Below are 13,297 nucleotides of genomic sequence, written 5' to 3'. Positions count from 1 at the left end.
GGCAATGCCCAAAGCTAGCGCGAGAAGAAAGTTCTGCCATTTCATTTGGGTTAGGCCGGCAGCGTAGGCGACAAAGTCGAATAGGCCCGTCATTAAAAACCCGGCCGTAAGGAAAATATTGTTTTCCAGATAGTTGGCTGAAAGGGCATCGACTTTATACATCCATTGTCGCCCAACCATTCGCTGTACTAGGCCTCTACCAAACTTTCTGGCCAGGTAAAAGTTAAGTGTACAAGAGGTAAAATCGGCAATTGCAATGTAAAGGATTCCTGCCCCAAATCCAAAGAGTGCTCCTGCCAGGATGGAGTAAACAGTGCTAGGTATGGCAGGAATAATAATACTCAAGGAGCGTAATCCGATCAGAGCAAGGGGTGCCCATGGGCCTAGTTTTGCTATAAATTCTCGAGTTGTGTCTGGATCTAAGCGACGGGCCAGCAAGATAGCAGCTACCAGGACAACAAGCAACAACAGCAGTGAGAGGATATCCTTCCTTTTCCTAGAATTGGTTCTGCTGCTGGAGGGTAGCTTTTCTGAGGAGATAGGAGACGATCCTGCTGACTCGCCAAAGGCAGTGCCGGGGGGATAGTAGAGCTCATTCCTCAAAATCCAGCCTGTTTTTTGCTGTAAGTAGGCATGCGTGCTCAGTCCCAGGTGCCTTGCTTCTTCGGCCACGGTTTTATAGTCTAGGCCCAGTAGCTTGCAAAGCTCTCTTTGTCGAATACCTGAAGGTGGCTGCATAGGGCAAAGGAACACCAAGGGTTTCTACTTTCTCTGCCAGATACTTGAGGTTTTCAAGGAGCGCTTGAAACAGGTATGATTTCCATAGGCCTTGTTTTGCTAGTGTAGAAGGTGTTGCATGTTTTGATCTTTAGAGGTTGACAATGATCTTGTGTATTGGCGATGTTCTCAGTTTAGCAGAATTGCAACAAACCTTGGCCATTATATCCGATGCTGAATTTGTAGATGGTGCCCTGACGGCTGGCTGGAATGCCAGGCTTGTCAAAAATAATAGGCAGATTCCCAAGGGATCCCTCCAGCACCAGAAGATTCAGGAGATTGTCTTTGCAGCTCTAGAGCGCAATTTGCTGTTTCAGATGGCTGCCCGGCCCAAGCTCATTCATTCTATTTTGATTAGCCGCTACGAAGCGGGCATGTCTTACGGCACTCATACCGACGATGCGCTTATGGTTGATCAGCGTCAGCTTATGCGTACAGATATTTCCTTTACCCTATTTCTGAGTGCCCCCGAAGACTATGACGGTGGTGCGCTAAAAATTGAGAGTAGCGAAGGAGAACGAGCCTACAAGCTGCCGGCGGGCGCCTTGATTCTCTATCCTGCTTCGACCTTGCACCAAGTTGAGCCTGTAACCCGCGGGATCCGCTATGCTGTCGTCAGTTGGGTTCAAAGCCTAATTAGGGATCCGCAAGAACGCGAGATCCTCTTTGATTTAGAGACTGTGCGGCTGCAGATGTTTCAGGAATCGGGCAAGACACGCCACTTTGATTTGGTCTCCAAAGTTTACGCGAACCTGCTGCGGAAATGGGCGGAGCTCTAGAGGGATCGAAGAAAATAGAGCAGGGCTTCTCTGTCTTCAGCAGCCATATTTTCAAAGATCTCGCGGGAGCGTTCAGCTTCTCCCCCATGCCAGAGAATGGCCTCCTCGAGGCTGAGAGCGCGGCCATCGTGCAAATAGCCGGAGTAGGGCAGAACTGTCTGCGACAAGCCGATGCCCCACAAAGGGGGGGTGCGCCATTCTCGGCCCGTAGCCTCAAAGTCAGGGCGGCCATCTGCCAGTCCTTCGCCCATGTCATGCAACAGCAAATCGGTGTAGGGGTGGATGACTTGGTTGGCCAGGGCAGCGATCTCATGAATGCCGGTGTGCAGCTCTGGTCGGTGACACTTGGCGCATTGGGCTTGGACGAAGAGCTTTTCACCTCGCTGAACTTGGGGATCCTGCCAAAGGACGCGGCCAGGCACAGCCAGGGTTTGCACGTAAACGGTTGTCGCTTGGAGAGTGTCCTCGTCGATATCTTGGCTGCCATCGGCGGCCGGAAAAAGAGGATTCGTGACACCCATGTCGTTGGCGTAGGCGGCCGCAGTTTGTTGCCTGAGGTTGGGGGTATTGGCTTTCCAACCAAACCGTCCCAGCACCAGACGCTGCTGCTCTTGATCCCAAACAGAGTTGGGGCGGCCAGAGATGCCATCCCCATCAGTGTCGTCGGGATCGGCTGCTTCTAGGATTGCAGACTCGGGAACTGCTTCCAGTAGGCCCGCTCCAAACACCGGCTGGGGGATCCGCAGGGAGATGAGGACAGGCTCAATCGGCGATCCCTCCAGAGTCAACAGCTTCACAACAGGAGAACGAAGCCTGTAGGCGGTTCCGTCGGCGTACTGTCCGGTCTGCTCTACCCAGTGCAACTCCACCTTGGCCTCTGGCCGATAGCCTCGAACGGCCTTTTCTTGAATCTGCGTGCCGATGCCGGGCACAGGGGGAGTGTTGCCATAAGGAGCCATGGCCTCCCATCCAAAAGGCCGGGGATCCCCACTTCTATCCAGGGATCCAACCTGGCTCACCCTAACCACCCGCTGTCCTTTCTCGGGTAGACCGCGGCCGTTTTTGACATGACAACCGGCGCAGGAGTTGTTGTTGAACAGAGGTCCAAGGCCGGGGTTAACAGGCGCTGGAGCCGCTACAAAGTTGGCCTCAAAGGCAATGTCCCCCAGGGCATGCAGCCTGGCCCAGCGGGGATCCAAATTGGGGGCCGGCTGCTCGTAGGCTGTTGAGGTGCGGTTCCAAAGGGTTGTTTCGCCACCCGCTCGCGGGGGCAATGGCTGGGATCCATCTAGGCCGGCGGAAAAAGCCAGAAAGCTCGCTGCCCAAAGAGAGGCCAATCCCAGCATGAACATCTGGAGAAGACGACGCATAGGCTATCAAAATAGCGGCAACTCAACTCTTTTCGGACTTTCTTACTGCTGCAGAAGCGGCACAACTTCCTGAGCAAAGTTATCGAAAGCGTCTTCAATTTTTTCCATAGCGGCGGTAATAGATCCACGGGCATTGGCATCGCAAAGGCTTTTTTCGATAGGGTCAGGGATCCCCTGGAGAGCCGCCGCTGCTGCTTGTAACTCCGACTGAATTTGACTATCCAAATTGGGGTTGATGTCCCGGACAAATTGGCTGAGGCCGCGACCTTTTCTATCCCTAAATCCACCCAAGTAAGCATATTGGACGCTGCGCAGGTTGGCCTGAAACTCCGGCAGCGAATGGTGGGCAAAGCGGCTTTCCAAGAGAAAGGGATTTTGCCGGGCGAAGGCTTCGCCAATTTTGACCTTGCCCAGCTCGTCCAACATGCTGAGAATACCTTGGGCTATTTCTTCAGCAGCAGCTTGCAGCGTCAGGTAGCTCTTGCTGCCCTCCCCGGCTTTCACCCATTCTTCGCGAAAAGCAGGCAGCCCTTGCACGCCCTCTGTCCAGCTCTTGAGTAGCTTTTCCGCCGTATCCGCCAAAACCGGGCCAAGGGCAGCCAAGTACTCCCGATCCCGCTCGGTAAAGTCTTGCAAGGACTTATTGTTATCCACGCCAAAGAGCAGGAAGGCCACGGCATGAAATCCCTTTTGCCCGCTTTCCAACTCGGCCACGGTCTCTGGAGTGAGGGGATCGCCGCTGTTGAGAACTTCCAGCACCTCCACCTCGTTCAGGGGCCATTCGTCCAAATCCGCATCTAGCCCCAAGGAAGCCGCCGGCCCGAAGGCAAAAGCCTCGCTCTCCTCCCACGTTAGACGGGCAACAGACCAAGCCTGGCGAGCCGCTTGCAAAGTCTGGGAATTGGGATCTTGCACGAAGGCCTGGATGGCTTGAGACAGGGCCTGGGTATCGGCGGCCAACTGCTCATAGGCAGGGATCACCACCTGATCGGCAAAGTCGATCAAAATCTGCCGATCCTGAAACCGCTGCTCAGGAGAGAGCACAACGGCTGGCCGGCCAGAGCCCGCTCCTTCTTCTCCCCCTTCCCCACCCTCGCCGCCGCCATCCACCGGGATGGGCCGACACTCTGGGTTCATTTGAGCCGCCTGCTGGGGCGAGGCCTGGCTCAGGGCCGGTGGATCCTTTTGGCTTTCCCCGCAAGCAGCCCCGCTAACCAGAACATAAAGCCCTATCCCCGTCCACAGCTTCAGATATCTCGACATCTCCTCTGGGCTCCTTACCCCTCGGCTTGGCCAACTTTGGCTTGATTGTAACCTAGCTATTGAGACTCAATCTTAAGAAAAGAGAAATTTTTATCACCGGTTGCCACGGGATCCCTCGCTTAGGCCCAACCCTTCAGGGACAACTGCCGCGCACAAAAGCTGTGGAAGGCGAAGTTAACCTGGATTTTAACAAAATTTAACCCCAGGTATATTGATATCTTCTCTCAAGAAGCCTAGAGTGAGTCACAGCTTGCTATTGAGACTTACTCTCAATAGCTGGTTGTGTGTCTCGAAAGGATGTGTCCGTGCGGCCAGAGGCGGGCCTGGGGCAAAGTCTCTGGCCTTTTCCCAAGCAATCTTGTTTAGAAACGCAAGAGGAGCGGAGATGACAGCGACGATACCGAAGCAAGAAGGGGGATCTAGCTCGCAACAACAGATCCCCTGGTGGGCGGGCAACGCCCGTTTGACCGTTCTTTCTGGCCGGCTGCTGGGGGCGCATGTGGCCCATGCCGGGCTGATCGTTCTCTGGGCAGGGGCGATGACCCTGATCGAGTTGGCTAAGTTTGACCCCAGCCGACCGATGTATGAGCAGGGGCTCATTCTCTTGCCCCACCTGGCCAGCTTGGGGCTGGGGGTGGGATCCGGCGGGGAAGTTTTGGATACGGATATCTACTTTGCGGTGGGAGCGATCCACCTCATCAGCTCTGCCTTTTTGGGGTTTGGGGGCATTTTTCATGCCCTGCGCGGGCCGGCGGTGCTGGATCCCAAAGCTTTTCCCCTGTTTAGCTACGACTGGCAAGACAAAGACAAAATGACCACCATCCTAGGGATCCACCTAGTGCTGCTGGGCCTGGGAGCCTGGCTTTTGGTGCTCAAGGCAATGGTGTTTGGCGGGTTGTTCGACCCGGTGGCGGGAGAAGTGCGCCTAGTGGCTCCCAACTGGAACCCCTTTGGCCACCTGCTGGGCACGGAAGGTCGCCATTGGATAGCCGGGGTGGACACTTTGGAAGACGTGGTGGGCGGCCACCTCTGGCTGGGCCTGCTCCTGGTGGCAGGTGGGATTTGGCATATCGTGACCAAGCCTTTTGCCTGGGCAGAACGGATTTTTGTCTGGTCTGGGGAAGCTTATCTTTCCTACAGCTTGGGAGCTTTGGCCTTGATGGGGTTTATTGCCGCCTATTGGGTTGCCGTCAATCCCGTCGTCTATCCCGAAGTTTTCTATGGGCCGCTGCTGCGGGTGGGCTTGGATCGCTATCCCTTTTTTGAGCAAGGGGGGGCTCTCACATCTAGGGTTTGGCTGGCCAATGCCCACTTTTGGCTGGCCTTTTTCTTCCTTCAGGGTCACCTTTTCCATGCCCTAAAAGCACGAGGATTCAATTTCCGTACTGGCAGAGTAGAGCTTGCTGCGCAGCAGGTCTAACGACAATCTGGCCATCTAATTTTGGGCTTTGCACTTGCAGTTTCGAGGTAGGAGCAATGGCAAAAATAGGTCTATTTTTCGGCACTCAAACCGGAAATACCGAAAGAGCTGCTGAGATGATTCAAAAAGAGCTGGGCGAAGACAATGTGGATTTGATCGACATTGCCGAAGCCAGTATTGAGGACTTTGAGAAGTACGACTACTTAATTATCGGCTGTCCAACCTGGAACATTGGGGAGCTGCAGGCCGATTGGGATGGGTTTTTTCCCAATTTGGATGAAATCGATTTTTCCGGTAAGACGGTGGCCTACTTTGGAGTTGGGGATCAGTTAGGCTATCCCGACAACTTTCAAGATGCCATGGGGATCCTGGCCCAAAAAATCGCCGAGCGTGGCGGCAAAAACGTCGGCTCCTGGCCCACAGAGGGCTACGAGTTCAATGAGTCCAAGGGAGTGGTTAACGGCGAGTTTGTCGGCCTTGCCCTGGATGAAGACAATCAGCCGGAGCTGACGGAAAAACGAATTAAAGAGTGGACGGCCAAACTCAAAACACTCTTCAATCTGTAATCTCAAACCCGGCTTCTTAACTTGTTGTGGATACTGTGGGAGTTTGTCATGACTGGCGCAGTTCTATCTTCATCACCTACCTCTGCCGAGGGATCCCCTCAGGTCAGTTGGTTGGCAGGCAATGCTCGCTTGGTGAATCTGTCCGGAAAGCTGCTGGGAGCCCACGTGGCCCATGCGGGGTTGATCATGCTGTGGGCCGGCGGCATGACCCTGTTTGAGGTGGCCCACTGGGATCCGGCTCAGCCCATGGGCAGCCAAGGGCTGATCTTGCTGCCCCATTTGGCCACGTTGGGTATCGGCGTTAATGCAGAGGGGGTGGCCACGGATCCCTATCCCTTTTTTGTGGTGGGCGTTCTGCACCTGATTGCCTCGGCGGTGCTGGGGGCAGGAGGGATCTTCCATGCCCTTTTGGGGCCGGAGGTGCTGCCCAAAGGAGAAACCTTGGCCCAGTTTTTCGGCTACGACTGGGAAGACGACGACAAGATGACCACCATCCTGGGGATCCACCTGCTGCTGTTGGGGCTGGGGGCTTGGTTGCTGGTGGCCAAAGCGCTCTTCTGGGGAGGACTGTATGATGCTCACCTGGGCCGCGTACGGGTGGTAACGGATCCCACCCTCAATCCGCTGCGGATCTTCGCCTACCTGACGCCGCTGGTGGGCCAGCAGGGCATGGCTGCTGTGGATAACCTAGAAGATCTGGTGGGAGGGCACATCTACGTTGGCCTGCTTTGCGTCTTGGGGGGATGGTGGCACATAGCCACACGGCCCTTTGCCTGGGCCAAGCAGATCCTGATCTACTCGGGCGAAGCCTACCTCTCCTACAGCCTGGGGGCCCTGGCCTACATGGGCATCTTGGCGGCCTATTTTGTCAGCGTCAACGAGATTGCCTATCCGGTGGCTTTCTACGGGCCGCTGGGGCTGGCTGCCGACGAGATGGGTGTGGTGAGCAGCCGCACCTGGTTGGCCACAGCCCACTTTGTCTTGGGGATCCTGTTTTTGGCAGGGCACATCTGGCATGCCATCCGGGCGCGGGCGGCAGCCAACGGCTTTGACTTCCAGCGCGGGGGCTGGGTGCGAGCCACAGATCCGCAGGTGGGCAACTTGGAGACGCCGGTAAACCAGGGGGATCTCACCCTGCTGCTGCTGCAAAACCTGCCCATCTACCGGGAGGGCTTGTCACCCTTTCTGCGTGGCTTGGAGATTGGCATGGCCCATGGGTACTTTCTGGTGGGGCCGTTTTACAAGCTAAGTCCGCTGCGGGATTCGGAGCAGGCCCTGACAGCAGGGACGCTGGCGACCATCGGCCTGGTGCTGATCCTGACGGTTTGTCTCTCCGTTTACGGACGGGTGTCCTTTCCGCGCTCGCGGCTGGTGGCGGTGGTCAATACCCCCTACGGCGAGGTGGCCTATCCGACGCCAGGGGTGCAACTGATGGCGGAATCGCAGGGATCCCCTCAGCCGGTGCGCCTGCCGGCAAGCTCGGAGGACTTGCCCGAAAACTTGCGCACCCGCGCCGGTTGGAGCCAGTTGGCCGGAGGGTTTCTGGTGGGCGGTGTTGGCGGTGCCCTGTTTGCCTACATGCTCTTGAGCAGCGGCGATGTGGTAGCCCAGATTTTGCCGGGGCTGTAAAGCAGGGTTGAGGCTTCTCAAAGCAGGGGAGGGGAGATCCTCATCCCCTCCTCTCTGTCCCGATCTGCCCCGTTTGGATAGTTCTGCCGATTTCTAGAACTCTTGTTTGTGAAGCTTTTGTCAGCCACCGGCTTCAATCTTTCGACAGTCGAAATGGGACGGCCAAAATGAGTTTAGGTTCCGCTTCCGCGCTCTCTTTTGAGGCACTTTATTTGGGTGTTTCTCCCAGTCTCAAGCTTTTCGACCGGCCTTTGCTGGGATCCCTGGGAAAATGTTTCCGTGTGGCCTACTGGGAGTATCACCAAACCCAGGATGAGCCCTGTAGTTTAGAGACAGTCGTGACGCTACTATACGAATACCTGAAGGCTTGGGATCGACCGGTGCACCTCATCGGCCATGGCTTGAGCGGGGTGGTCGCCTATCTTTTCGCGTGCCACTATCCCCAACGGGTACGGTCTCTGACCCTGCTGGCAGTGTCCGATCAGCCTGCCGCTACCTGGCACGCCCATTTCTACCTGCAACGAAAAATGTTTTTCTGTAGCCGAGAACAGCTCCTGGTGCGTATAGCCCAGAGCCTTCTGCCCACTTCAGAACAGTGGCGAGCGCGCTCACTCTCCTATGCTCTGGCTAAAGACTTAGATACTTCCCCCATACCTCACTCCCTATTTCAGGTGATAGCGATTCCAGCTCGGAAAGTTTCGGTGCCGATGTTGGTTTGCGCCAGCAAGGATGACCCCATTGTGGATCCTGCTGCGCTCGAGAAGTGGAAAAACCACTTAAAGCCGGGGGATCAAATGTGGCTTTGCCCTGGAGGGCGACACTTTTTTCATTATTCTTTTCCAAGTTTGGTCAATCTGAAAATCATGGATTTTTGGCAGGAACTGCGCAAACTTCAGCCCAGCATGGCCTAAGGCGGCTGGATCTTCGCGGGATGATGGACATGGCCGCTCATTCAAACACTGGAGGAGCTCCGTTTGCCGCCCAGGTCGAGCCCCTCACAACAGAAAAACGGGCAGGGGTGGAAGGAGGCCATTGAGCTGCCGGTAAAATTGATAGAATGAGGCCGGCCCCCCGACTTGGATAGGGAATGGGCTTGACTGTGGGATCCGCGACTATGTTCGACAAACTGCTCTTTCCCATCGACAACTCGCGTGAGACCAGCCACGCCTTGCCCTTAGTGGCAGACATAGCGCAGCGCTACAAAAGTCAGGTGTACCTGCTCTCGGTTCTGGATGCTGCGGAGCTGGACGCGGAGCGGGCAGAACAAGCCCGGCAGAACATCCAGAACCTGCTCAAACAGACGGAGCTGGGCCTACAGCAAATTGGCATCAGCAGCGTCAAGAGCGAGTATCGCGAGGGAAAAGTGCCCTTTGTGATCTGCGATGTGGCAGACGAGCTGGAGATCAGCCTGATCGTGATGGGATCCCGTGGCCTCAGCTTGTCTGCGGAGGGGCGGAACAACTCCGTCAGCCACCGGGTGATCGACCTCGCCCCTTGCCCGGTGCTGGTGGTGCCCTGAGGGGCAAGGATCCCGGCAAGTGTTATCCTGGAGAGTACTTCAAGGGGCGCTCTTGCCCAGTCTAAATGTTGCCTTGTGTAACAGCAAGGCTATTATTCTTTGGCTTATCTGAGAGTTTGCAGTACAACGAAGAGCGAGATGCAGCTTTGTCCGACTTTGTGGGCGGTCTGCAGGATCAGATCCCGGTATGCGCACATCTGTATTGACTTCAGAAAGTGTCGCCGGAAGAAGCTGTGAGCCTCATTGTTAGCAACAGCCGGTCAGTTCCCTTCCGAGAATCGTCATGGAAAGTCGTGGTTATAACAAGTCCTCGCAGAAAAGCTTTGAGGTGATGCGGCACTTCGCAGAAACCTACGCCAAACGCACTGACACTTTTTTCTGCTCCGATCCTTCGATTACGACCGCGGTGATCGAGGGCTTGGCTCTACACAAAGAGCAATTGGGCGCCCCGCTATGTCCCTGTCGTTTTTATGAAGACAAAGAGGCAGAAGCAAAAGCCGGCTATTGGAATTGCCCCTGTGTACCCATGCGGGAGCGAAAAGAATGCCACTGTATGCTCTTTTTAACCCCAGACAACCCCTTTGCCGGCACCAGCCAAACCCTAGAGGAGGTGCCCCTAGAGTACCAGGCCAAATAGTTGGCAATGGGTCTGTCTCTGGGTTGAGCGACAAAGACCGGTATAATCGGGAAATAGTTGGGTAGTCGATAGTCGCAGGAGGAGGAAACTCTTTTTATGACTCCCTCACTTGCTAACTTTCTCTGGAGCTTGGTGTACGGCGCAGTGGTGCTAGGGCTTCTCTTCGGCGCCATCGTCTTCGTCAGCCAAAGAGATAGGGTGCGTCGTCGCTGAGTCTCCTGCTTGCCAGGGCTTGTCTGCGGATCGCTCACAACCCCTTATGATCAAAAGCTGATCTGGCGACATCCTGGGAGCGTTGACCCACCCTCTGCACTACTGGCGGCAAAAAAACCGCTACTACCACGAGGATCTAGAGCGGCTGCACCGCTTCTTCGTTCCTCCAGGACTGCGCATTCTGGAAATCGGCTCCGGCACCGGATCCCTGCTCAACGCTTTGCAGCCCGGTTTTGGTGTGGGGATCGACTGGGACGCGGAGATCGTTGCCCAAGCTCAGTTTCAGTTTCCCCATCTCCACTTCCGGGTGCAGGATGCCCACCGGCTAGACGAAAGGGATCCGGTCTTGGCGGGGCCTTTTGATGTTATTTTGCTCGTCAATACCCTGGGCTACCTGGCCGATATTCAGCAGGTTCTCCAGCAGTTGCGCCGTTTTTGTACGCCGCGTACCCGGCTGATCCTCTCCCACCACAACCCCCTCTGGGAGCCGCTGCTGGGCCTGGCGACTGTCCTCAAGCAGCGCATGCCTCTGCCGGCAGCCAACTGGCTCTCGGCTGGTGATGTGGCCAATCTGCTGCACCTGGCGGGGTACGAGGTCATTCAGCAGGGCAAGCGGCTGTTGCTGCCGCGGCGGATCCCATTGCTCTCGACGTTGATCAACCACTTCATTGCCCCCTTGCCTGGGATCAACGCCCTCTGCCTGACCGAATATACGATTGCCCGCCTCCAGCCCGATCCCGCCTGGGATCCCCCCCCTGAGGAGCAACCTTCTTGCACGGTGGTGATCCCGGCCCGCAACGAGGCGGGCAACATCCGCCGCTGTGTGGAGCAGTTGCCCGAGATGGGATCCCGAACTGAGATCATTTTTGTGGAGGGGCATTCCAGCGACGACACTTGGGCCGAGATCCAGCGGGTTCAGGCCGAATACCAGGGGATCCGCACTATCCAAGCTCTCCAGCAAGAGGGCAAGGGCAAGGGAGATGCAGTGCGCAAGGGGTTTGCCGCAGCCAGTGGCGATGTACTGATCATTCTCGACGCCGACTTGACCGTCCAGGCGGAAGACCTCCCCAAGTTTTTCCGGGCGGTGGCCTCTGGGCGGTGCGACTTTGCCAACGGCTGCCGCCTGGTCTATCCCCTGAAACCAGAAGCAATGCCGCGCCTTAACCAGTGGGCCAATCGTTTTTTTGCCGCTCTCCTCTCCCACATTCTCGGCATCCGCATCAAAGATTCCCTCTGCGGCACCAAGGCCCTGTGGCGAGAGGACTATTGGCAGATTGTCAAGCTGCGGCAAGAGTGGGGGGATTTTGACCCGTTTGGGGATTTCGACCTGTTGCTGGGGGCGGCCAAGCGCACCCTCAAGATCCTGGACATCCCCGTGCGCTATTTTCCCAGAACCTATGGCCGCTCCAACATCCAACACGTGCGGGATGGGCTGCGGCTGCTGCAGATCTGCGCTTTTGCCCTCAAGCGCTTCAAGGGATCCTGAGGCAACGCCAATGGCCCTCAAGTTTCCAGAAGGTGGGTCACCCCGCCCCCCTGGAGATTGTTACAATAGTTGGCTATCAATGAACTGGGTGGATCGGCCCCACAAAGAAGCACCGCAGGAAAGAAGCAATGGGGGAATCCATATTGAGCAGAATTGGGCACTGGATCTCGAATACTCCCCTACGTTCCCTTGATCGAGCTTATGATGCTGCCCTGCGCATTAAAGCCATCGAAGACCGCTACTTTCAGGGAGAGCCCATCGGCAACAACGGAACCCACGGCCAAAACACCAGCCGCTACTTTCAGATCCAATTGCGCCAGGAATTGCGCCAGATCGATCTTAGTTTAGCGGAGTTCAGGGCCAGCAGCGTCTTTTCTCGCCTGCCGGATCCCGCGCAAAATGGCAGTGGCCCTCGCTTCTCTGCCGATAAAGATCCCGGCAAAGATCCAAGCGCTCAAAAAGATCCCGCTGCCGAGGTCGGCTCTTCCGAGAACAAGGACCAAGATGCTGCAAATGGCCGGCAAAGTCCGGATCCCTCGATTTTGGAAAAGCTGGAGTTTATCGATCAGGTGACCTCGCGATACAAGCGCCCTGCCGCCCCACCCAAGCTTCCCCACCAGCCTGAACCACTGATCTCAACCCGTCCCCCTGCTTCTGAAGAGCCTGCCAAGCCGAGTCCTGTTAAGACCAACGCCGACAGCAGCGCTGCTCCGGCTGCCTCTAAAGCCGCCATCTTGCCCCGCTCTATTCTGCGCACGGCCAACCAGATCCGCCGTGAGCTGAGTTCGCAAGCAGAAGAGGAGCTGATCGAGGAGTACCGTGAGTCTCGCACGCGCACGCTGGTCTCAGTTCGGTTTTTGTTGTTGTTGGCCATTTTGCCGCTGCTTGTCCAGATTTTCTCGAAACAATTCCTGTTCGGACCGTTGGTGGATCGCCTGCAGCCGCAGGAACCCACCCTCGTAGCCCTAAGCTACGAATTTCAAGAGAAAGCTCTCTCCGAGTTTGAGTTTTTCAAGGAAAAAATAGAGTTTGAGCAGGCTTTACACCACCAATCTTCAGAGCCCAACCTAGAATCAGAAGACCAACTGTCCAGGAAGGCCGAGGAGTTGCTGCAAAAATACGGTCGCAAGAATTTGGAAGGCCTGAAGAACGTCTTTGCCGACTTGCTATCGCTGGCGGTATTTGGTTGGCTGATCTTTATCGGGCGCGAAGAAATTGAGGTTCTTAAGTCTTTTTTGGATCGCCTGATCTATGGCCTCAGTGACAGTGCTAAGGCTTTCATTATTATTCTTTTTACCGATGTCTTTGTGGGTTATCACTCACCCCACGGTTGGGAGGTGCTTCTGGGTAGCTTAGCTGCCCACCTGGGCCTGCCCGAAAACCGCAATTTCATCTACGGCTTTATTGCCACTTTTCCCGTTTTTCTGGATACGCTCTTTAAGTACTGGATCTTCCGTTACTTGAACCGCGTATCGCCGTCGGCGGTGGCCACCTACCATGCCATGAACGATTGAGGGTTCGCAGTTGCCTTCATTGGAGAATCTGGGCCGCTGCCCTCACCCCCAGCCCCTCTCCCAGAGGTGCCCAAGCGCTCCGCGCCGCTCACGCGACCACCCCCGGCCCCTCTCCCAGAGGGAG

At 56.0% G+C, this 13,297-nt stretch carries 13 protein-coding genes; 10 read left to right on the top strand and 3 right to left on the bottom strand.

The genetic code is table 11. The features are described from left to right. Positions 1-672, bottom strand: a 672-nt coding sequence (locus NW853_RS12120; RefSeq protein WP_414349131.1) for a TVP38/TMEM64 family protein, incomplete at its 3' end; no start/stop codon positions are given. 209 nt (positions 673-881) lie between these two features. Between NW853_RS12120 and NW853_RS12115 the strand changes: the two genes are divergently transcribed. Next, complete coding sequence (locus tag NW853_RS12115; protein WP_414333710.1) at positions 882-1,556, top strand: Fe2+-dependent dioxygenase; 675 nt, start codon at positions 882-884, stop codon at positions 1,554-1,556. On the opposite strand, the gene NW853_RS12110 is transcribed toward NW853_RS12115, so the two are convergent. After that, positions 1,553-2,926, bottom strand: a complete 1,374-nt coding sequence (locus NW853_RS12110; protein ID WP_414349130.1) for a di-heme oxidoredictase family protein — start codon at positions 2,924-2,926, stop codon at positions 1,553-1,555. The two genes, NW853_RS12115 and NW853_RS12110, sit on opposite strands and share 4 nt — an antisense overlap. A 42-nt stretch (positions 2,927-2,968) precedes the next feature. Then, complete coding sequence (locus NW853_RS12105) at positions 2,969-4,189, bottom strand: imelysin family protein (protein WP_414333707.1); 1,221 nt, start codon at positions 4,187-4,189, stop codon at positions 2,969-2,971. Between the two features lie 385 nt (positions 4,190-4,574). Between NW853_RS12105 and NW853_RS12100 the strand changes: the two genes are divergently transcribed. The 9 genes from NW853_RS12100 to pxcA all read left to right on the top strand — a co-directional run bounded on the left by NW853_RS12100 (position 4,575) and on the right by pxcA (position 13,173). Beyond that, a complete protein-coding gene (locus NW853_RS12100) occupies positions 4,575-5,609 on the top strand; it encodes a chlorophyll a/b binding light-harvesting protein (protein ID WP_414333705.1) in 1,035 nt (344 codons plus the stop codon). Between the two features lie 56 nt (positions 5,610-5,665). Further along, the gene (gene fldA / locus NW853_RS12095) at positions 5,666-6,175 is read left to right on the top strand and encodes a flavodoxin FldA (protein ID WP_099812754.1); all 510 of its coding nucleotides are present in this window, start codon (positions 5,666-5,668) and stop codon (positions 6,173-6,175) included. Positions 6,176-6,223: 48 nt separating this feature from the next. Beyond that, a complete protein-coding gene (locus NW853_RS12090) occupies positions 6,224-7,804 on the top strand; it encodes a chlorophyll a/b binding light-harvesting protein (protein WP_414349129.1) in 1,581 nt (526 codons plus the stop codon). Between the two features lie 167 nt (positions 7,805-7,971). Then, entirely contained in the window at positions 7,972-8,715 is a 744-nt protein-coding gene (locus tag NW853_RS12085) for an alpha/beta fold hydrolase (protein WP_414349128.1), read from the top strand. Positions 8,716-8,918: 203 nt separating this feature from the next. Beyond that, positions 8,919-9,323 carry a universal stress protein gene (locus tag NW853_RS12080; protein ID WP_414333698.1) on the top strand — a complete coding sequence of 135 codons (405 nt, stop codon included), beginning with the start codon at positions 8,919-8,921 and terminating at the stop codon, positions 9,321-9,323. A 283-nt stretch (positions 9,324-9,606) separates the two neighbouring features. Next, the gene (locus NW853_RS12075; RefSeq protein WP_414333696.1) at positions 9,607-9,960 is read left to right on the top strand and encodes a ferredoxin-thioredoxin reductase catalytic domain-containing protein; all 354 of its coding nucleotides are present in this window, start codon (positions 9,607-9,609) and stop codon (positions 9,958-9,960) included. 96 nt (positions 9,961-10,056) lie between these two features. Then, a complete protein-coding gene (locus NW853_RS12070; protein WP_011431389.1) occupies positions 10,057-10,173 on the top strand; it encodes a photosystem II reaction center X protein in 117 nt (38 codons plus the stop codon). Positions 10,174-10,255: 82 nt separating this feature from the next. After that, complete coding sequence (locus NW853_RS12065) at positions 10,256-11,659, top strand: glycosyltransferase (RefSeq protein WP_414333694.1); 1,404 nt, start codon at positions 10,256-10,258, stop codon at positions 11,657-11,659. Positions 11,660-11,802: 143 nt separating this feature from the next. Further along, a complete protein-coding gene (pxcA, locus tag NW853_RS12060; protein WP_414349127.1) occupies positions 11,803-13,173 on the top strand; it encodes a proton extrusion protein PcxA in 1,371 nt (456 codons plus the stop codon). Positions 13,174-13,297: the final 124 nt, after the last annotated feature.

It is taken from the genome of Synechococcus sp. H55.11 (assembly GCF_047462475.1).
In the GTDB taxonomy this organism is placed as follows: domain Bacteria; phylum Cyanobacteriota; class Cyanobacteriia; order Thermostichales; family Thermostichaceae; genus Thermostichus.
The sequence above is the reverse complement of the archived record's forward strand: the minus strand, read 5'-3'. Positions and strand labels throughout refer to the sequence as shown.